Annotated in this window: 14 protein-coding genes; 5 read left to right on the top strand and 9 right to left on the bottom strand. The window is 72.6% G+C overall.

Annotated features, from left to right (window positions below):
• The first annotated feature begins 33 nt into the window (after positions 1-33).
• The 4 genes from OO69_RS33130 (at position 34) to OO69_RS33145 (ending at position 3,528) form a co-directional block, all read left to right on the top strand.
• On the top strand, positions 34-636 hold the full coding sequence (locus OO69_RS33130) for a hypothetical protein (RefSeq protein ID WP_158713449.1): 603 nt from the start codon (positions 34-36) through the stop codon (positions 634-636).
• Positions 637-779: 143 nt separating this feature from the next.
• The gene (gene ettA, locus OO69_RS33135) at positions 780-2,444 is read left to right on the top strand and encodes an energy-dependent translational throttle protein EttA (protein WP_078652673.1); all 1,665 of its coding nucleotides are present in this window, start codon (positions 780-782) and stop codon (positions 2,442-2,444) included.
• A gap of 5 nt (positions 2,445-2,449) precedes the next feature.
• Positions 2,450-2,863 carry an acyl-CoA thioesterase gene (locus OO69_RS33140; RefSeq protein ID WP_033284563.1) on the top strand — a complete coding sequence of 138 codons (414 nt, stop codon included), beginning with the start codon at positions 2,450-2,452 and terminating at the stop codon, positions 2,861-2,863.
• Positions 2,860-3,528 (top strand): hypothetical protein, encoded by a 669-nt coding sequence (locus OO69_RS33145; protein WP_033284564.1) that lies wholly within the window; start codon positions 2,860-2,862, stop codon positions 3,526-3,528. Before OO69_RS33140 ends, OO69_RS33145 begins: the two co-directional genes overlap by 4 nt.
• 6 nt (positions 3,529-3,534) lie before the next feature.
• Here the strand turns inward: OO69_RS33145 and OO69_RS33150 are convergent, their stop codons facing one another.
• The 4 genes from OO69_RS33150 to OO69_RS33165 all read right to left on the bottom strand — a co-directional run bounded on the left by OO69_RS33150 (position 3,535) and on the right by OO69_RS33165 (position 11,113).
• Positions 3,535-4,491, bottom strand: coding sequence for an ABC transporter ATP-binding protein (locus tag OO69_RS33150; protein ID WP_033284565.1), 957 nt, complete (start codon positions 4,489-4,491; stop codon positions 3,535-3,537).
• Positions 4,492-4,543: 52 nt separating this feature from the next.
• A complete protein-coding gene (locus tag OO69_RS33155) occupies positions 4,544-7,255 on the bottom strand; it encodes an FtsX-like permease family protein (RefSeq protein ID WP_033284621.1) in 2,712 nt (903 codons plus the stop codon).
• Positions 7,256-7,319: 64 nt separating this feature from the next.
• Positions 7,320-10,553 carry an ABC transporter permease gene (locus OO69_RS33160; RefSeq protein ID WP_033284566.1) on the bottom strand — a complete coding sequence of 1,078 codons (3,234 nt, stop codon included), beginning with the start codon at positions 10,551-10,553 and terminating at the stop codon, positions 7,320-7,322.
• Between the two features lie 146 nt (positions 10,554-10,699).
• Positions 10,700-11,113, bottom strand: coding sequence for a globin (locus OO69_RS33165; RefSeq protein WP_033284567.1), 414 nt, complete (start codon positions 11,111-11,113; stop codon positions 10,700-10,702).
• Positions 11,114-11,190: 77 nt separating this feature from the next.
• Between OO69_RS33165 and OO69_RS33170 the strand changes: the two genes are divergently transcribed.
• Positions 11,191-12,174: a methyltransferase domain-containing protein gene (locus tag OO69_RS33170; protein ID WP_033284568.1), complete on the top strand. Its 984-nt coding sequence runs from the start codon at positions 11,191-11,193 to the stop codon at positions 12,172-12,174.
• Positions 12,175-12,251: 77 nt separating this feature from the next.
• Here OO69_RS33170 and OO69_RS50580 read toward each other — a convergent pair whose 3' ends face one another.
• The 5 genes from OO69_RS50580 to OO69_RS33195 all read right to left on the bottom strand — a co-directional run bounded on the left by OO69_RS50580 (position 12,252) and on the right by OO69_RS33195 (position 20,959).
• Entirely contained in the window at positions 12,252-14,213 is a 1,962-nt protein-coding gene (locus OO69_RS50580; protein ID WP_033284569.1) for an FHA domain-containing protein, read from the bottom strand.
• Positions 14,214-14,274: 61 nt separating this feature from the next.
• Positions 14,275-15,621 (bottom strand): vWA domain-containing protein, encoded by a 1,347-nt coding sequence (locus tag OO69_RS33180; protein WP_033284570.1) that lies wholly within the window; start codon positions 15,619-15,621, stop codon positions 14,275-14,277.
• Between the two features lie 98 nt (positions 15,622-15,719).
• The gene (locus OO69_RS33185) at positions 15,720-17,057 is read right to left on the bottom strand and encodes a PP2C family serine/threonine-protein phosphatase (RefSeq protein WP_033284571.1); all 1,338 of its coding nucleotides are present in this window, start codon (positions 17,055-17,057) and stop codon (positions 15,720-15,722) included.
• Complete coding sequence (locus OO69_RS33190) at positions 17,058-19,601, bottom strand: serine/threonine-protein kinase (protein ID WP_033284572.1); 2,544 nt, start codon at positions 19,599-19,601, stop codon at positions 17,058-17,060. It lies immediately after the preceding gene.
• 26 nt (positions 19,602-19,627) lie between these two features.
• Positions 19,628-20,959, bottom strand: a complete 1,332-nt coding sequence (locus OO69_RS33195; RefSeq protein ID WP_199811079.1) for a hypothetical protein — start codon at positions 20,957-20,959, stop codon at positions 19,628-19,630.
• Between the last annotated feature and the right edge of the window lie 60 nt (positions 20,960-21,019).

A 21,019-nucleotide genomic window follows, 5' to 3' on the forward strand; every position in this document is an offset into this window, starting at 1 on the left:
ACCATCGACACCGGATGTGGGGGGGAACCACCGATGAGGACCACCGTTCGCCGTGGAGCGGTCGTGATGGCCGCGACCGGTCTGCTCGGCGCCGTGCCCGGGACCGTCGTGGCCGAAGCCGCGCAGCCGCGGGCCGCGGCGACCGCGGCGTACACGTGCAGATACGGAGCGGTCTCGGTCTCCGACGCCGCCGGGTCGGTGGTGCCCACCGCGCACAGCGCCGGCGTGGCGCTGCACGCCCGCCTCCGCGTGCACAACACCGAGGCCGTGGCGCTGCCCAAGGCCACCTACGTCTTCGCCCTGGGCAATCTCCTGAAGAACCGCGGGCCGGCGCCCCTCGTGCAGTGGCGCGTGGGCAGCGGGCACTGGCACAGGATGAGCCTGCACTGGAACAAGAAGACCAACGGCTCACTCGCGCTGTGGAACTCCACGGCCCTGTCCCTGGGCACGATCCCCGCGCGGGGCACGGTCACCACCGAGCTGTCGGTGACCTTCCCCAAGAAGTCGATCAAGGCTGTGGACTACGACTTCCTCGACGTCCACAGCGGCGTCTGCGGCGGCACCAGGCTCGACTGGTACACCGGAAACGGGTTCGAGTACTGGCCGTGGAGCGGGACTCCGGGCAAGCCCGCGTAGTTCCCGCCGGACGGGGCGCCGCCGTCCGCGGCGAACCCCCAGCTCACAGCCCCCCGGCCAAACGAGTTACCACCCAAGCCGGGACCTCAGGCAAGATGGATACGTCTGCCCACTCCAGATTTCAAGCTGCCGGACGGTTTCTCTTGGCTGAGTACATCTACACCATGCGCAAGACGCGCAAGGCGCACGGCGACAAGGTCATCCTTGACGACGTGACGCTGAGCTTCCTGCCCGGCGCGAAGATCGGTGTGGTCGGGCCGAACGGTGCCGGTAAGTCCACCGTTCTCAAGATCATGGCGGGGCTCGAGCAGCCGTCGAACGGCGACGCGTTCCTGACGCCCGGTTTCAGCGTCGGCATCCTCATGCAGGAGCCGGAGCTGGACGAGACCAAGACGGTCCTGGAGAACGTCCAGGACGGCGCCGCCGAGATCATGGGCAAGCTCAACCGCTTCAACGAGGTCGCCGAGCTGATGGCGACCGACTACTCGGACGCCCTGATGGACGAGATGGGCAAGCTCCAGGAAGACCTGGACCATGCCAACGCCTGGGACCTCGACGGGCAGCTGGAGCAGGCCATGGACGCGCTGGGCTGCCCGCCCGGCGACTGGCCGGTCGTCAACCTCTCCGGCGGTGAGAAGCGCCGCGTCGCGCTCTGCAAGCTGCTGATCGAGGCCCCGGACCTGCTCCTCCTCGACGAGCCCACCAACCACCTCGACGCCGAGTCGGTGAACTGGCTGGAGCAGCACCTCACGAAGTACGCGGGCGCCGTCGTCGCCGTGACGCACGACCGGTACTTCCTGAACAACGTCGCCGAGTGGATCCTCGAACTGGACCGCGGCCGCGCGATCCCCTACGAGGGCAACTACTCCACGTACCTCGACAAGAAGTCCGCCCGCCTCAAGGTCGAGGGCCGCAAGGACGAGAAGCGCCAGAAGCGGCTCAAGGAGGAGTTGGAGTGGGTTCGCTCCAACGCCAAGGGCCGTCAGACCAAGTCCAAGGCGCGCCTCGCCCGTTACGAGGAGATGGCGGCCGAGGCCGACAAGATGCGGAAGCTGGACTTCGAGGAGATCCAGATCCCGCCGGGCCCGCGTCTGGGCTCGATCGTCGTCGAGGTCCAGAGCCTCTCCAAGGCGTTCGGCGACAAGGTCCTCATCGACGACCTGAGCTTCACGCTGCCGCGCAACGGCATCGTCGGGGTCATCGGTCCCAACGGCGCGGGCAAGACCACGCTGTTCAAGATGATCCAGGGCCTTGAGACCCCGGACTCCGGCTCCATCAAGGTCGGCGACACCGTCAAGATCAGTTACGTCGACCAGAGCCGCGCCAACATCGACCCCAAGAAGACGCTGTGGGCCGTCGTCTCCGACGAGCTCGACTACATCAACGTCGGCCAGGTGGAGATGCCGTCCCGCGCCTACGTGTCCGCCTTCGGCTTCAAGGGCCCGGACCAGCAGAAGCCGGCCGGTGTCCTCTCCGGTGGTGAGCGCAACCGCCTGAACCTGGCGCTGACCCTCAAGGAGGGCGGCAACCTGCTGCTCCTCGACGAGCCCACCAACGACCTCGACGTGGAGACCCTGTCGTCGCTGGAGAACGCGCTGCTCGAGTTCCCCGGTGCGGCCGTGGTCATCTCCCACGACCGCTGGTTCCTGGACCGGGTCGCGACGCACATCCTCGCGTACGAGGGCGAGTCGAAGTGGTACTGGTTCGAGGGCAACTTCGAGTCGTACGAGAAGAACAAGGTCGAGCGACTCGGTGCGGACGCGGCTCGTCCGCACCGCGCCACCTACAAGAAGCTGACCCGGGGCTGATCTTCTTGCGCCACATCTACCGCTGCCCGCTGCGCTGGGCGGACATGGACGCGTACGGCCACGTGAACAACGTGGTCTTCCTCCGCTACCTGGAGGAAGCCCGTATCGACTTCCTGTTCCGCCCGGACAAGGAGTTCCAGCAGGGGTCGGTGGTGGCGCGCCACGAGATCGACTACAAACGCCAGCTCGTCCACCGGCACACACCCGTGGACATCGAGCTGTGGATCACGGAGATCAGGGCGGCGTCCTTCACCATCACGTACGAGGTGAAGGACGGCGACCTGGTCTACGTCCGGGCCTCCACGGTCGTCGTCCCGTTCGACTTCGCGGCCCAGCGCCCGCGCCGGATCACCGACGCGGAACGGGAGTTCCTGGAGGAATACCGGGACGACGCCGAGGACGAGGCCGTCGCCGCATGACGGTCCTCCACCTCGCCGACGAAGGGGAGGCGGCGGACCTCGCGGCCTTCCTCTCCCGGCTGCTCCACTACGACCGCGCCGCCGCGGTCCGCCTCCAGGCGGCCGGCACGGCACTCGCCGTCTTCGGGCGGCCACCGTCCTTCGAGGTCCTCGCCATCCGCGCGGTACGCCTCGCCAAGCCCTACGAGAACGGCCTCGACGTCACGCTCGACGTGACCGTCTCCGCCGGTGAACTCCTGGAATCCCTCGACGAGTTGGCGGCCACGGCCGGAGTACCGGCCGCGGTCACCGGCCCGCCCTGGGCCGGGGTGCTGCCACCGCGCCGCGGCTGGACCCCCGAGTCCGGCCTCCCCGGCCCGCAGGCACTGCGCGGGATGATCGCGGCCGGAGTCGCCGAATTCCGTTCCCGCACCCAGGAGTTGACCCCCGAAGCCCGCACGCGCACCGAACTCGACCGCATAGGACGGGAGATCTGGTCCCGCACGGTCGGCGAGACCTCGCTCCCGGTGCGCGCCGTGCACGCGGCCCAGTCGCTCGGATTCCTCCGCCCCGGCGGGGAGTCGGGCCTCTTCTCGTCGGGCGCGTGGCTGCGGCTCCGCACCCCGTACGGCTCGATCGCCGTCCGCAGGGCGGGGCTTGGGGCGCTCGGCGTCAGCGTGCGCTGAGCGCGGTCACCGCTGCTCGCTGTCGTCGGGCCACACACCGATGTGGTCCGACTCCAGCTCCAGGGCCACACGGTCCCGCATGTCCAGCGATTCCGTGTATTCGGCGGGCAGTTGGAGCCGCCCCGCCCGGTCCAGCATCGCGTACTCCCGCGCTACGACCGTCTCGTGACCCGTCGTCGCGTCGACCTCGCTGCGCCGCAGGACCTCCGTGGAGGTGCGGCCGTCGCGGATCGCGACCGTGCGGCGGACCTCGGTGGCCACCGCCTGGTCGTGGGTGACGATCACGATGGTGGTGCCCAACTGCTCGTTCGCGGTGCGGAACGCGGCGAAGACCTGTTCGGCGGTGTGGGAGTCGAGTTCACCGGTGGGTTCGTCGGCGAGCAGCACGGCCGGGGCGTTGGCGAGGGCCACCCCGATCGCCACCCGCTGCTGCTGACCGCCCGACATCTCGCGCGGACGCCGGTCGCGGCAGTCGGCGACATCCAGCAACTCCAGCAGTTCCAGGGCACGTTCGGCCTTCGCCCGGCGCCCGGAGCGGATGCCGGACAACTGCATGGGCAGGGCGATGTTCTGAGCCGCCGTCAGATAGGGGAGCAGGTTGCGGGAGGTCTGCTGCCACACGAACCCGACGACCTCACGACGGTAGGCGAGCCGGTCCTTGGCGGTCATCGCGAGCAGATCCCGGCCGGCCACCCGGGCCGCACCGGCGGTGGGTGTGTCCAGCCCGGCCAGGATGTTCATGAGCGTCGACTTGCCGCTGCCCGAGGCCCCCACCAGGGCCATCAACTCGCCCTCCCTGACCAGGAGATCGAGCCCCTGGAGCGCCTGCACCTCGACCCCGTCCGCGGTGAAGATACGGACCAGCCGGTCGCAGGTGATCAGGGCGTCATGGCCGTAGGCGGGCCGGTTGCGGCTCTCGGCCGCGCGGGTGGCCAGGTCGGCGAGGGTGGGGTTCGTGGTCATCGGTGATCTCCTCGGTCCCAACTGCCTTCGGCGTAAACCGTGTCGCTACGACTCACCGCGCGTCCCCCGCCCTCAACTCCCGTACGGATCCCCGCCGTCCGGACCACCACCCCTGCACCCCCGCGACCCCCACCGCCACCAGCAGCACCCCGATCGCGGGGACGGCCAGGGACACCGGGTCGGTTCTCAACTGGGCCTCCCCGACCGGGTTCCGGGCCGACGCCAGGGCCACCGACGTCAGGTCGAAGCCCGGGGCGAGCAGACGGATCGTCGCCCAGCCGGTGAGCGCGCCGCCCGCCGCCGCCAACAGGGCCTGGGGCAGCGACTCCAGGATCAGCAGACGGCGGCCCTGGGCGCGCGTGAGGCCCATCGTGCGGAGGCGGGCCAGGAGGGCGGCGCGTTCCGGGGCCGCGCGCAGGAGGGAGAGCAGGAGGGCCAGTACGGCGTAACCGGCGCCCGCCGCCACCGCCGCGGTGTAGATGCGCTCGGCGCCGGACTGGAGGGGCGAGTCGATGTACCGGGCGCGTTCCTCGGCCCGTACCGTCACCCCGGCCGAGGTCCCGGCCGCCTTGCGCAGCGCGGCCCCGCTCACCCGGCCGCCGGTCACCAGCAGCGAGGTCGGGCGGGCCGCCGTACCGGACAATCCGGCGCGGTCCACGACCAGGAAGTCGGCGCCGGACACGGCCGGGGTCACGTCCCGGACGAGCGTGATCCGCACGGTGACCGCGCTGGTGTCCGGCAGCCGGACGAGGAAGGGGCGGGTGCCGTAGGCGGTGGCCACGGAGGGCGAGGCGAGGGCGGGGAGGACGGCACCCGAGCCCGCGGGGCGCTTCAACTGGCCCTCGGTGAAGGTTCCCAGGCCGGTGTGGTGCGTCAACTCCGCGTAGTCGCCGGGGTTCACGCCCACCAGCGGGACCGCCTCCAGACCGTCCCTGGGTTTCGCCTCGTCGGTGATGCTCACCTCGGCGAGACCGCGCACCCCGGGCAACCGGCTGATCTCGCCGGAGAGTTGGGAGGGCAGGGGAGCGGTCGCGTCGAGGCGGGCGTCCGCGCCGACGGCGAGGAGCGCCGCGTGGTCACGGGCGTCGCTCACACCCGCGAGGACCGAACCGCCGAACGCGGCCGTCGTGAGCGCCGTGAGGAGGGCCAGCAGGGGCAGCACCGCGGAGACGGAGGTACGGCCCGCCCGGGCCAGCGACAGATGGCCCACCGCGCCCCGTAGCCGGCGCGCCGGACGGGCCAGCCCGCGCAGCAGGAACGGATACACGCGCACCAGCACCAGCGCCGCGATCACGCCCACCAACACCGGTGCCAGGGACACCAGTTGATCTCCCGCCGAGCTGGACGTCCCGCGTCGGCGCAGGGCCTCCACCGCGCCGGACGCCACCACCAGCAAGGTGAGTTCGGCGACCGTCCGGCGCCGGGAGGGACGTACGGTCGTCACGTCCTCGCGGGGGCCGTGGACGCGGACGGCCCGGTGGGTGAGCGCGGCGCGTGCGGGGAGCGCGGCGGTCGCGGTGAGGGTGACCGCGAGGGCGGCCGCGACGGCGTAGACGGCGCGGCCCTCCGGGACGGCCAGCAGCGCGGCCGTCAGGCCAAGTGCCCCTGCCGGTACGGCGATCACGGCCGTCTCGGCGAGCAGGCGGGCGGTGAGGCCGCGCAGGGAGGCGCCGCGGGCGCGGAGCAGGGCGAGTTCGGTGCGGCGGCGGTCGGCGGTGAGGCCGCCCGCCATGAGGAGGACGACGACGGCGACCGTGCCGGTGGCGAAGGCCGCGACGGCGGTCAACGGGCGGATGCCGGACCGGAGCTCGCCGAAGGTGGCGAACACGTCGTCGAGACCGGTGCTCAGGTCGGTGTCGGGGTTGGTGTAGGTGCGGACCCGCTGGAGGCCCGGGCCCGATTCGAGTGCGGCGACGGCGGCCTTCAGGCTGTCCAGGTCGTGGGCGTGCAGAGCCGTCGGGTCGGGGGCCAACTGCCAGTACGGGACCGGCTTCGCCGCTGTGCCGAGGAGGGCGGGGGCCGCGTCCTGGGCCAACAGCAGGGCGCCGAGCCAGTACTTCGGCTGGTCCGGCGTCGGCAGGACGACCAGGGTCGGGGTGCGCAGCAGGGGCTGGGTCGACCAGTAGGCGCCGGCGGGGTCGCGCGGGGTGAGGATGCCGGTGACGCGGACGGCGAGCGGGGCGCGTCCCTCGCCGGGTACGTGGATAACCGAACCCACCTTGATGTGCAGGCTCTTGGCGGTCGCGACGGTGACCGCGGCCTCGATCCCCGGGGTCTGCGCGGTGACGTGGCCGGAGGCGCGCGGGAACCGGCCCTCCCGTACCGTCGCGTGTCCGGCGAGGTCGCTCTGGGCGGCGGGGTAGACGTGCGCGGGCAGCCCGTTCGGGCGCGGTATCCAGCTGTCCGGCACGGCGAGGTCCTCGGCGGGACGCACGCCGTACGCGGACTGGGCGGGGTCGATGACGAGGGGACGGCCGACCGCGGTACGGACCTTGTCGTACTGCCTGCGGAGCTCGGCGGGGCGCAGGTCCGCCTCGCGCTCTCGCTGCGGGACCACGAAGTCGGGCTGCGGTCCGGAGAGTTGGACGGAGGTCCGGTCGGGGCCCGCCTGCCGTACGGCGTGCCGCAGCCCGGCGTCCTCGTACCGGTCGAGCGCCCTCGGGAAAGAGGCGGCCAGACACGCGGTCACCACGACGAGCAGCGCCAGCGCCCACGCGGCACCGGGGGCGGAGCGCAGCCGGGTACGGACCCAGGGGGCGGTCACGGCGGCACCGGAACCCTCAACACCCCCGGCATGCACCGCACTTCCGGCTCTCACGTCCCTCATCTCACTCACCCCCCTGCTCCCGGAGTGAAGTCGCCGGATCGGCCCGCCGCAACGCCAGCGCCACCGTCACGATCAGCGGTGTCGCCGCCACCGCGACCAGCAGCAACGCCACGTGGGTGACGGGCAGTTCGACCAGGACGCGCGGGACCGGGCGGGTCGCGCGGGCCGTCAGGACGATCAGGGGGATCACCGCCCGGGTGAGTACGGTCCCCAGGGCCGTGCCCACCACGAGGGCCAGCGCGACCAGGACGCCCTGTTCGGCGGCGATCATGCGGGCCAGCTGGCGGCGCGGGGCGCCCAGCGCGCGCAGGACGGCGAACTCCGCGCCGCGCTCCCGCAGCGACCCCGCCGTGCTGACCGCGAACCCCACCGCCGCGAGGGCCGCCGCCACCAGCGCCGCCGCGGCGAACGCGGCCTCAGGTCCGGCGCCGAACGGGTCGTCGCGCAGTTCCTGGGCGATCTCCTCCCGCACCACGACCTCCGTGGGATCGACGTCGGGCAGCGCGCGCACCGCCGCGGCCACCGTCGCCGCGTCGCCCGGCGCCGTCCGCAGCCACCACTCGGTGGGCGTGACGCTCGCGCCGTAGCTCGCCTCCAACACCCAGTTCACGGACCGGAGATCGACCAGCAGCGCGCCCCCGTCCTGCGCGCTCGAATCGGCGGAGTCACCCGTCGTCGGCAGCCCCCGCACCGCCGCCACGATCCGCACCGGCAGGTTCTCCCCGCCGAGCGTCACCTGCACCCGCTGTCCGGTGCGCGCGCCCGCCGAGGCCAGGAAGCGGTCGGTGGCGACGGCCGTGATCTCGGGCACCGCGGGCTGCGCGACCCGCAACTGCACCGTGACGGAGGCGATCGTCCAGAAGTCCTTGCCCGGGATGTATCCCGTGTCGTAGTCGACGGTCAGGGGCTTCGCCGAACTCACCCTGGGAGCACGCGGGTTGGCCGTGCCGTACGACGCGCTGACGGAGGACCGCCCCGTCCAGGCGGCGGGCAGTGTCAGCCTCCGTACCTTGCCCCGCGCGTCCGTGGCGCTCAACTCGCTCACCGTGAGGCGTTGTTGGGCGGCGCGCTCGCCGGGCTGGGGCAGGTCCAGTTGCAGCCCGGTGAAGGTCAGGGGGCCGAGTGCCGGGGACAGGGCGAGTGTCAGGTCGTAGGACCGTCCGTCCGTGGGGAGTTGGCCGAGCGGCTCCTCGTACGGCGTGCCGTAGCGGTCCTCGACCGTGGCCGTGACGTCGACCGCCATCCGCGGGCCCGTGCTGCGGATGCCCGCCCGCATTTTCAACAGGGCTGTTCCCGCCGGGATTTGGCTCCCGGCAGTGGTCCCCTTCGGCGCTAGGCCGGCCAGCAGTGGTCCGGCGGGGTGTCCCGAGGTCAGGTCCCCGCGGATCAGTACCGCGTCCGACGCGCGGGCCGTGTCCAGGGCCAGCACGGTCGCCGTGCGGTCGCCCGAGAGGGACAGGGAGGTGCGGACGGCCGGGGCCGCCTCCCGTACGCGGGGAAGGTCCGCGTAGGTCTCCGTGCGGCCCAACCCGCCGTCACCCGCGGCCAGTACACGGACCGGTACCCCGGCCTGGAAGTCGGCCTGGTCGCTCTGTGAGCGGTTCCAGGAGGCGCTCTGGCCGATGGCCAGCATGCCCAGCGCCAGGGCGAGCACGAGCAGCAGCACCGGCCCGGCACCGCGCATCGGACGGCGGCTGAACTGCCAGCCCGCCAGCGCCACCGGCAGCCCCCGCCCGGCGGCGGCCCGGCGCTCGGCCAGCCGTGCCACCGGCGGCAGCAGCCGTAGCGTCAGGACCGTGCCCGCGAGGAGGGCCAGGGCGGGGGCCGCGACGAGCAGGGGATCGATGCCCAGCGTCCCGGAGTCGTCGGTGCTGACGGCTCCCGAGGTCTGCCGGTTCAGCTGCCAGTAGGCGACCCCGGCCACGACCAGCAGCCCGATGTCCGCACCCGCGCGCAGCGGAGCGGGCACCGCGCGGGCCCGGCCGCCCTCGAAGGACGACGTGAGCGCGGGGAGCGTCACCGCCAGCGCGCAGCCGAGGGCGACGGCCGCCGCCACCAGCCACACCCCCGCACGGCCGCCCGCCGGGGTGTCCAGGTGCAGGCCGATCCGCGCCAACGCGCCGTGCCCGGCGAGGAGTTCGGTGAGCGGCCCCGCGAGCAGCGGCGCAACTGCCGTGGCCGGTACGGCGAGCAGCAGCGCCTCCACCGCCGACAGGCCCGCGATCCGCGCCCGGGAACCGCCGCGCGCCCGCAACAACCGGCTCTCGCCCGCCCGTTCGGTGCTCAGCAGCCGGGCCACCAGCAGCAGGGCGTACCCCGCGAGCAGCGCGAGCTGGAGCGCGACGATCAGCAGGGTGGAGCGGGAGACGAGCAACGAGCGGTCGATCCGGTCGAGTACGTCCGGCAGCGAGGTCGTCGCGGTGGTAACTCCCTTGACCGCACCGGACTTTCGCAACGAGGCGCTGCCCGCCGCAGCCGTCCCGCGCAGGGTGCCGATCCGCCCGGTCGTCAGCGTGGAGAAGTCGGCCGACGCGAGCCACGCGGACTGCCCGGCGCTCAGCCCGGCGAGGCTCGCGGGATCGGTGAGCAGCGGGCCGTAGGTCGTGAAACCGGCCGTGCTGAGGCCGCGGCCGCGCAGGTCGTCGAGGAGCCAGTACGCGGCGCTCGCGACGGTGGGACGGTAGACGCCGGTGACGAGGATGTGCGCCTTGGGCCCGCTGAGCCGGTTGTCGAGGGTGAGCCGCGTGCCCGCCCGCACCCCGAGCCCCTCGGCCGCGGTGCGCGGCAGCGCGACCTCGATGTCCCCCGAGCCCGTCGCGCGCGGGAGGCGTCCGGACACCAGCCGCACCTGCGACCGGTCCAGGGCACCGAAGTAGGTGAGATCCGGATCGCCGGACCGCTCGGCCCGCGGCTGGAGCGAGCGCGGCAGGGCGTACGGCCCCGAGCGCATCAACGTCCGTACGGTCACGGGCAGTTGGTCGAAGGTCCGCCCCGCCGCCTTCCGTACGGCGGTGTCGGCGGCCGCGCGCTCGGCGGGCGGGACGTCGGCCTTGACGATCAGGGCGGTGTCGGGGGCGTTGCGGGCGTCGTTCAGGGAGTGCTGGAGCGCCGCGTCGCCGATCGCGCCCGAGTAGGCGGTGAGCGTCGTGAGGACGGCCGTGGTCAGCAGCACGGTGAGCAGGGCAGCGGCGAGCAGCAGGCGATGTGCCCGCGCGCGTACGAGGACGAACCCCACCCGGCCCCCCGCCGTCGTCCGGATCTTCCCCGGCGATGCTGCCAGAGGGGACCGGCGGCGAGTAACCGTTTGCGACCACTGCTTGACCGGATCGTGACCGGAATCCGGCGCCGAACGACCGGAATCCGACGTTCAGTGAACGGTGGTCAGCCCGCCGTGTTCACCATCGAGGCGGCCGCGTACGTCAGGTAGTTCCACAGCGTGTGCTCGTGCTCCTCGGACAGGCCGAGTTCGTCGACGGCGACGCGCATGTGCTTCAGCCAGGCGTCGTGCGCGGCCTGGTCGACCTGGAACGGAGCGTGGCGCATGCGCAGGCGCGGGTGGCCGCGGTTGTCGCTGTACGTCGTCGGGCCGCCCCAGTACTGCATCAGGAAGAGGGCGAAGCGCTCCTCGGCCGGACCCAGGTCCTCCTCCGGGTACATCGCCCGCAGCAGCGGGTCCTCCGCGACGCCCTCGTAGAAACGGTGGACGAGCCGACGGAAGGTCTTCTCCCCGCCGACCTGCTCGTAGAAGGTCTGCTCCTGAAGCGTGCCGCGCCGAATCTCGTTCACACCCCCCATGGTCTCAGACGGGGCGGCGGAGGACTTCGGACTTAGGACCGCTCGCCTCCCGGCCGCTACGGCAGGACAGTGGACGTATGAGCGCGCACGCTCTCGACGAAGACCACGAGGACGACTGGTACCTGGACGCCCTCGCCGTCTCCGCGCGGGCGGAACTGGTGCGGGCGATCGGCCTGAGCGGCGCCTGGGACGCGGACCCCGGCTGGCGGGCGGTGTTCACGGCCGTACCGCGGCACCTGTTCGTGCCGTACTACTACGCGGCTGTCGCCGACGGGAACGAACGCCTGTGGAGGGACAGCCCCGACCCGCGCACCCGCGAGCGCTGGCTGCGCGGGGTCTACGCCGACGTACCGCTCGCCACGCGGCTACGGGACGGGGAGCTGATGTCGTCCAGCAGCCAGCCGTCCCTGATGGCACGGATGCTGGCCGAACTGCGGGTGTCCGACGGCGACCGGGTGCTGGAGATCGGCGCGGGGACGGGCTACAACGCGGCGTTGCTCGCGGAGCGGCTCGGCGACGACCGGGTGACGACCGTGGACCTGGAACCGGAGATCACCGACTCCGCCCGCACCCACCTCGCCGACGCCGGATACCGCCCGACGGTCATCACCGGCGACGGCACCCGCGGAGTCCCCGAACACGGCCCCTACGACCGCATCATCGCGACCTGCGCCCTCACATCGATCCCACCCGCCTGGCTGGCCCAGTGCACCTCGGGCGCCCGCATCCTGGCCCCCCTGGCCACCGGCCTGATCGCCCTCACCGTGCGGGACGCGGAGCATGCCGAGGGCACCTTCTTGAACACGGCCGCGTACTTCGTCCCCCTGCGCGGCACCGACCCCGCCGTACAGGACGAGATCCCACACCGCCCCGGCGACCACGAACTGCTCCGCTTCCTGCTCACCCTCACCCATGGCGCGCTTGATCCGCGGGACGCCCGAGAGCTGTGGGAGCAAGAAGGCAGACCCGGGCGAGAGCGCTACGGCGTCACGGTCACCGGTGAGGGGGCGCGAGCGTGGCTGGACGCCCCGGAGAGCCCGCACACTTGGCCTCTCCGGTGACTACAACGCCCCTTCCAGGGGCGCGGGGAACTGCGCGACCAGCCACGACGGCGCGGCAGACGACGAACGACCCGTCTTTAGCCGCGCCGCACAGTGATCGTCGTCCACGCCCCCACGTGCACCCGATCCCCATCCTGCAACGGCACCGGCACAAACGGCTGAATAGGCTCCTCGCCACCATTGACGGTCGTACCGTTCGTCGAGTTCTGATCGACGACGGCCCAACTCCCGTCCGGCTGCTGCACCAGCACCGCGTGCTGATGCGAAACACCCGGGTCCTCCGGCGGCACCGACAGGTCGATGTCGGGAGACTCCCCGGTGGAGTGCCGCCGACGCCCGATGGTGATCTGGTTCCCGGTCAACTGCCGTTGCTGCTCAGGCGAGTACGCGGGCAGATTGAGCCCCGCGGCCTCCGGCCCCGAACGCTGCATCATCGCCATGAAGTACTCACGGTCCGGCCCGATCGTCGCCATCCACGTCGTCGGCTGCTGCTGATACGCCGGACGCGGCGGGGCCTGGTTCGAACCGGGCTGCGGATAGCCGTAGCCGCCACCACCCTGACCGGGACCGCCAGGACCGCCAGGACCACCGGGTCCACCCGGAGAACCGGGGGAGCCAGGGGTCGGCGGGGAGATCACCCAGTCGTCGTCACCGCCGCCGAAGGGCGAGCCGCCCTGCTGCGGACGGTTCGTCTCCTGCGGGAACCCGGGCGGGGCCGGCGGAGCGGACTGCTGGAACGCCTGCGGGGCGCCGCTCGTCCCACCGGGACCCGCGGGCGGGGTCGGTCCGGGCGGCGGCGGGATCGGCCGCGAGGGGTCGGGGCCGCCGAAGTTCGGGGGACCCTGCGGGTTCGAGGGCTCGTTGCCGAACGGCCCGGGCGGACCCTGCCGCTCGCCGCCGAAGGTGCCGGGGCGGCCGCCGCCGAAGTCGCCCTGGCGGGGTCGCTCGTTGCCGAACTGGCCGCCGGGACCCGGGGATTGCTCGTTGCCGAAGGAGCCGGGCCGGCCGGACGCCTCGTTGCCGAAGGGCGGGGGAGGGGGCGGGCCGGAGGGGTCGTTGCCGAACGGCCGCGGCGGACCGGACGGGTCGTTGTTCCCGAAGGGCGCGGGACCGCCGGCCTGGCGCTCACCGCCGAAGCCCTGCGCGCCAGGTCCGCCCTGACCGCCGGGCCCCCCCTGCCGCTCATTGCCGAAACCTTGCGAGCCGGGGCCACCGGGGCCGCCCTGCCGCTCGCCACCAAAGCCTTGCGCGCCCTGGCCGCCGGGACCACCCTGGCCGCCGGGACCGCCGCCCGGACGCTCACTGCCGAAACCTTGCGCGCCGGGTCCGCCCTGACCGCCGGGCCCACCCTGCCGCTCATTGCCGAAGCCCTGCGAGCCCTGACCACCGGGCCCGCCAGGCCCACCTTGCCGCTCGCCGCCGAACCCCTGCGGGCCGGGGCCACCAGGACCGCCGCCGGGCCCACCTTGCCGCTCGTTACCGAACCCCTGCGAACCGGGACCACCCGGTCCACCCTGCCGCTCGCCACCGAAGGCACCGGGGCCGTTGGGCCCACCAGGACCCCCAGGCCGCCCCGTCGGTTCACTCCCGAACGGGGGTATGGGCTCCGCGGGCCGGTTCATCTGCGAGGGCCGCGACCCCTGGTACTCGTAGGGGTCACCGCCGTAGGACTGACCGGGACCGGGACCCGCACCGGGCGGCGGAGGCTGCTGCTGGAAGCGGGACGCCGGGCTCGGGCCAGGCCCGGGGCCCGGGGTCGAGGGGCGCGGGGCCGCCGGGGTGTACGACGTCGCCGTGTTCGTGAGGAAGTTCCACCGGCACTCCTCGCAGAACGGCGCACCGCCCTCGCGGGGCGTGCGGCACTGCGGGCAGAGTTCCGCCTCGGCGGACGGGGCGCGGCCGGGGGCGGGCGGCGGGAAGCCGTAGCCGCCGCCGGGGGGCGGGGGAGGGGGCGGGGGCACGGCACCGGCCATGCGGTGACCGCAGACCTCGCACCAGTCGTCGGAACCCGACTGGTGTCCGTTCGGGCAGGTCGGCATGTCGGCGCGTCCCCCTTTCGCACAGGGTCGTTCTCGGTCTCACGGAGTCGTGCTTGCTAGGTCACTTCTTTACACGAACAGTCTTTGTGGACCGTGTCTCGAGAGTCATCTCGTCGGCCTCCGCGACCTTCGCCTTCAGTCGCACAGTACCCGCCGCGGCATCGACCACGTCCACCACCTTCGCAAGCAGTTTCGCAGTATCCGCGTTTCCGGAGACGCTGGCGAGCTGAACGGCCCGTCCCAGTTTGGCCGTTGCTCCGTCGACATCTCCCGATTTGCGGAGATCAAGCCCTTGTTGGATGACTTGTGCCAGTTCGGCCTGGCCGGTGTAGTGCGCGACCTGGGGGTTGATGGACGTGGACGCGACCATGTCGTCGGTCCACACGGCCTTCACCAGGCCCTGGGCGCCCAGGCTTTGGGTGCTTCCGTCGGGCTGCGGGACGACCAGCGAGACTCTCGCGGCCAGCATCTCCTGGCCGATGCCGGCCTCGGGGACCTCGACGCACACGTGGTAGTCACGGGACTCGTCTCCCCAGGAACCGGTGGGGTAGTCCCCGGCGCGGGGGCCCGCCTCGGTGCGGCGGTCGGTCAACTCCTCGACCCGGGGCGCGACTTGCTTGACGAACTTGATGGCCGTGCCCACCGGCGTCCACAGCCGCAGCGCGACGTCCGCGACCTCCTTGCCCATCGCCGTCTCCATCATCTTCGTGAAGTCGGCGGCGAGGTGGGCCGGGTCGGCGACGATGTCGGCGGTGCCGAGCAGTGCGGAGGCGATCCCTGTGACTTCTTTCACTTCCCAGTCGGTGCCGACGCCCCGCGCGTCACAGGTGAACCGTCCGGCGCAGGAGTCGAGCGCGGCCTTCAGGTCCTCCGGCGCCTCGTGCTCGTTGCGGCCGTCGGTCAGCACGATGCCGTGGCGTATGGAGACGTCGGCCGAGGACAGCAGCCGGTCGGCGAGGCGCAGCCAGGTGCCGATCGCCGTACCGCCGCCCGCGCTCAGCTTGCGCAGCGCCTGCTTGGCCTGGTCGCGGGTGCGGGCGTCGGCGACCGCGAGCGCCCCGCCGCCCGGATAGACCTCCTTGGCGACATGCGTGCCGCCGATCACCGCGAAGTGCACGCCGTCGCGCAGGGTGTCGATCGCGGCGGCCGTGGCGTCGCGGGCGTTGCGCATCTTGGTCGGCGGGTAGTCCATCGACCCCGAACAGTCGACCATGATCGCCACGGCCGCGTCCGGACCCTGCCCGGCCGAGTACAGATGGGGCGCCGCGACCGGGCTCCCGATGGTGCCGCCGCCGGTCGAGGTCACCGTGACGATCGCGTTGACCTCACGCCCGCCCTCCGGCAGGTACTCGTTCTGGTACACGTCGACCGAGAACTGTGGCACGTTCGACTTCGAGAAATTGGCCATGCTCGCTCTGATCCCCCTCAAGTACCCCACCTGAATGGGGCGATGACTATATGCGGACCGGTCCCCACCGGTCCGAGGCCGTCCCCGTTTATGCGGCCTCAGCCGATTACTGCCCCTTGCGGCGGGGCCGGGAACGGCACGACGGCCACTGTTACGTTGTCGTGGCCCCCGCCGTCCAGCGCGTGGCCGACCAACACCTGGGCGCTGTGCAGCGGACGGACCGCCGCGTCGGCGGGGACGATCTCCGCCATCTCCTCGGCGGACTCCGCGTAGTTCCACAGTCCGTCGGTGCACACGATCACCACACCGGGCCGGTCCGGCTTGAACGAGGCGGTGTGCGGCTCCAGTTCGTACGCGTCCGCGCCGAGCCAGCCGGTGATCGCGTGGGCGCGCTCGTCGGCGTAGGCCTCCGCCTCGCTCATCAGGCCCGCGGCGACCATCTGGGCCGCCCACGAGTCGTCCTCGGTGAGCCGGGCCGGCGGTGAACTGCGGTCCACCGGGATCCAGTAGGCGCGGCTGTCGCCGACCCAGCCGACGACGAGGAGGGTCGGGGTGACGATGGACGAGACCAGCGTGCAGGCCGGCGCGTTCTGGTGCGGGGCGTGCTCGCGGGCCGTAGCGGGCTCCTGGGCAAGGGAGTTGACCGCGTGCGAGGCCGCGATGATCGCCTCGTGCATCGCCGCCTGCGGATGCGTCCCCTGCGGCAGCGCGGACAGCAGCGCCTCTCCCGCCTCCCGCGAGGCGGCCAGCGAGGCCGCGTCGGGCCGCGTCGCCGACGACACCCCGTCACACACCACCGCGACCAGCGCGGGCGCCCCGTCCGGCAGCAGGCACTGTCCTACGGCGAAGGCGTCCTCGTTGCGGTGGTGGCGCAGCCCGCGGTCGCTGACCGCCGCGAGCGGGCCCAACTCCTGTTCCATGTGGTCGCGTTCGCGGGGCTGGGCGTGCCCGCAGTTCTCGCAGTAGCCGTCCGGGTCCACCCGGCCCGAGCGGCACGCCACGCACACCTTGACGCCCTCGCCCGCGGTCGGCGGATCGGCGGCGACCCGCGGGTCCGGCGCCTGCAGGGGGTACTCGTCGGGCTCCGGCGGCCGGTCGAACCGTACGCCCGACGCGGCCGGTGAACCGGCGGGCGGCGGTGGGGCGTTGGAGGGCAGGGGGGTGCCGCCCGAGTCGGTGCCGGGCAGGTCGGTGGGCAGATGGACCGCCGGCGGGGTCCCGGCGCCCTCCGGCTGGGGTACCACGGGCCAGTCCACGTCCGCGGCCTCCTCGGGGGGGAGCGGCACCGCGCCGTTCATGGTGAGCGTCGGGTGGTCGTCCGGCGGCGCGGGCACGGCGGACAGGTCGTATCCGCACGCGCCGCAGAAGCGGTCACCGGACTCCAGGGGCTCTTCGCAGCTCGGGCAGGCGGAGAGCTGGGGCATCTGCGACATCAACTACACCCACGTCCGGGGGCGGTAACGGTTGGCTCGTTCCACCAGGTCGATCCTCTCCTCGCCGTCCCGTGCCAGCCGGGCCAGCGTGCGGTACGAACGCTCCAGGCCGAAGCGGAGTCCCCGCTCGTCCAGTTCGCTGCCGAGCAGCTCCCGCCGCGTGAGCGGTACGGAACCCTGGCCTCCGGAGAGTATCCAGTCGAGGGCGCGGCCGAGGACCTCGGCCGACAACCGCTCGCGCCGGACGGCGTCCAGACCGTATCCCTCCAGCGCTTCCACCTGTCCGGCGGCCGCGGTCAGATCGTCCAGGAACGGCGTGTCGTCCGCCGTCGCGGCCCGCTCCCGAAGCCGCGCCCGTACGGCGGCCACCCGCGCGGCCGTGTAGTGGATCGACGCCTCGGGCACCGACTCCAGCGTCCGTACGGCGCCGGGCCGGTCGCCGGTCGCGAACTGGACGCGGGCCAGGCCGAAGGCCGCGCTCACATAGCTCGGGTCGGTCGACCACACCAGGCGGTAGTACTCGGCCGCGTTGTCCAGCTGCCCCAGCACCTCGGCGCACAGGCCCAGCGCCAGCTTCGGCGCGGGCTCGCCCGGGAAGGCGTCGTAGATCGCGTCGAAGGACAGCGCGGCGGCCTCGTAGTCGAGGGTCGCCAGCGCGGCCACGCCCGTGTACCAGACCACCCGCCAGTCGTCGGGCCGCTCGTCCTCCAGCTTCGCCAGGGCGTCCAGCGCCGTGTACGAGTCGCCGTTCTCCAGCCAGGCCCTGATCTGCCGCAGCCGGGTCTCCACGGACGGCGACGGCGCCGAGGCGAGCGCCCCGAGCAGTTCGGTCGCCGCGGTCGCCATCAGGCCCGCCAGGAAGCCCGCGTTGGGGTCGCTCGCGTCGACGTGCGGGACGGGCAGCGCGAGGGCCACGGCGGGGGAGTCGACCTGCTTGACGATGCTCCGCGGCGCGCTGCCGTTGAGCGCGGTCAACACCGGGCCGCCGGCGGGTCGTTCGGCAAGTGCCGTGCCGGAGCGGGCACTTGAGGCCCGCTTCGACGGCTGCGTCGCTCTCGCCCCCAGCAGGGACACGTCCCCGTCCAGCTTCGGGAACAACTCCGTGTCCGTGACCTTCAGTTCGGGGCCGAACAGGGTCGACAGCGACGGGCGGGCGCGCCCGGTCTGCAGGGAGACGACCTCGCGCAGGACGCCCGTCAGCTGCTCGGCCATCTCCTGCGCGGAGGCGAAGCGGCGGGCCGGGTCGGGGTCGGTGGCGCGGACCAGGAGCCGGTAGAACGACTCGTAGCGGCGGAAGACCTCGATGTTGTCCGGGTCGGGCAGGGAGTCCACGAAGACGTTCGTGTAGCCCTGGAAGTCGAAGGTCATCACCGCGAGCGTGCGGGCCACCGTGTACAGGTCGCTCGCCACCGACGGGCCGACCTCCGCGACCTCCGGCGCCTGATAGCCCACCGTGCCGTAGATGGCCGACTCGTCGTCGTCCATCCTGCGCACCGCGCCCATGTCGATCAGCTTGAGCTGGTCCTCGGTCTGGATCGCGTTGTCGACCTTGAAGTCGCAGTACAGCAGGTTGCGGCTGTGCAGGTGGCCGAGCGCCTCCAGGGCCTCGATGCCGTACGCGCACGCCTGCTCCACCGGCAGCGGATCGCGCTTCCCGTCCGGCGTACGGCGGTCGTTGGCGATCTCCTTGAGGGACTTGCCGCCGACGTACTCCATGACGATGTAGCCGTCCAGCGAACCCGTCCGCTGGTCCAGGTGCTCCACGAAGTTGTAGATCCGCACGATGTTGGCGTGCTCGATCTCGGCGAGGAAGCGCCGCTCGGAGATCGCGGCCTCCATCGCGTCCTGGTCGCCGGTGTCGAGGAGGCCCTTGAGGACCACCCAGCGGTCGGAGACCGCGCGGTCGACGGCGAGATAGACCCAGCCGAGACCGCCGTGCGCGAGACAGCCCACGGTCTCGTACTGGCCGTGCACGATGTCGCCGGCTTCCAGCTTGGGCGTGAACGAGTACGGGTTGCCGCACTTGGTGCAGAACCCCTCCGTGCGCCCCGGGCTGTCGCCGCGCGCGCGACCCACCGGAGCCCCGCAGTCCGAGCGCGAGCAGAACCGCTTCCGCTCGGGCACCTCCGGGTTCTCCAGGACCATCTCGCGCGGGTCGGGCCGCGGCACCCCCGGCACCTGCACCAGGCCGACGCCGAGCCGGCCGCGGCTGGAGGTCCCGGACGACGAGCCGGAGCTGCGCACCGACACCGAACGGCCGGTGGAGCGCCCCGACTCCGAGCGCGAGAGCCGCCCCGACACCGAGCGCCGCGACTTCGACGACTGCGACGACGTACGCGAACTGCGGCTGCTGGTACGGGAACTGCCGCTCCCCGAACCCCGCGAGCCCTTGCCGCTGGTCATCCCGGTGGGCGGTGAGCTGATCGCGCCCTTCGCCGACACCACCGGCGCCAGACCGCAGGTGTCGCAGTACAGCTCGCCGCCGCCGACGTCCTCGTACGACCCCTCGCAGCCTGGCCGTTGACACTTCTGCTGTGTCTCGCTCATGACCGACCCCGCTTCTTCCTCGTCACTCACGCGCCCGGCCCCCTCTGGTCCTCGGGACCGCCCTGCGGCTGTGGCCGCGGAGCGTTGAACTGCTCGGCGGCCGCGTGCTGGTAGCGCAGCACCGCCTGTTCGGCGACGCGCAGGTCGCAGGGCGCGCTCCACAGCATGCGGCGGGCCGCGTCGTACCGCTCGATCAGCAGCGGGTCCTCCGCGAGGCCGTGCCGGGCGACCTTCGCCTTGTACGCGTCGAGGCGGCCGCGCAGCTCCGCGCGGACCGCCAGCGGCTGGGTGACCGCGGTCAACGACTCGCGGGCGCGCAGCAGTTCGTCCTCCGCCTTCTGCTCCAGGGACTCCAGGAGCGGGGACAGGCGGTGCCACTGGGCGTGTCTGCGGTACTCGGCGGCCGTCGACAGCTGCTCCTGGAGCACGGTCGGCGGTCCGCCGACGACCGGCACCTCCGTGGCCGCGATCTTCGCGAGGACCTCACCGCGCGCGGTGCGCGCCTCGGCGAGGGTGCGGTCCGCGCGGGAGAGCACGTCCCGCAGCTTCACCAGCCGCGCCTCCGCGTCCTGCCGGACGGTGAGCACGGCGTCGATCTCCCGGCGCACGTCCTCCAGGGCGCGCGCCTCCCGGTCGTAGACCGTGGTGTCCGGGCGGCCGCCGCCGGGGGCCGAACTCCCTTGCGCCCGCACCCAGAAGGCCAGCGGGTCGGAGATGACCCGCTCGCGCAGCTCGGTCAGGGTGCTGGTGATGCGCTCCAGGTCGTCGCCCGCGGGGTGTTCGCCCGGGCGGACGCCGACGGAGTGGGCGAGCTGGCGGGTGCGCTGCAACTCCGCGGCCAGTAAATCGATCCGGGCGGGCAGCGCGGACCACACCGCGTCCGAGGTGACGACCATGTCCAGCGAGTTCGCGTACAGGTCGTTCATCTCGTCGACGAGCCCGCTCAGCGAGAACTGGTGGCTCAGCTTGCTCGAACCCCCGGTCAGCGTCGGCATGTTGGCCGTCGCCGTGGTCGAACCGGCGACCGTGACGGACTCGCCGCGCAGCAGCTCGGTCAGCTCGACCAGGTCCTCACGGCTGGACCAGCGGCGCCGCGAGCGGATGCTCTGGGCGGCGTGGAACGCGTCCGTGTAGGCGTCGAAGTACGCCCACAGCAGCGTGATCGACGCGTCGGTGGACGCCCAGCGCTCCTTGGTCGTGCCGGTCAGCTCGGCGCCTTCGAGGAGTCTGCGGCCCGCGTGGTCCTGCAGGGCGAGGAGCGAGGTCTCGATGGCCTCGTGCTCCGCGCCGAGCCGCGCCAGCGCACGGTCCACCTCGTCCCGGTCCATTACCGGCCCGGGGGGTCCCGTGACGCCCATCGATCACCTCTCGCTGCTTTGTGTTCCGTGGAAAGTCCGTTGTGCCGCTCGGTAGTTGAT

The sequence above is a fragment of the Streptomyces sp. NRRL F-525 genome (genome assembly GCF_000716605.1).
In the GTDB taxonomy this organism is placed as follows: Bacteria; Actinomycetota; Actinomycetes; order Streptomycetales; family Streptomycetaceae; genus Streptomyces.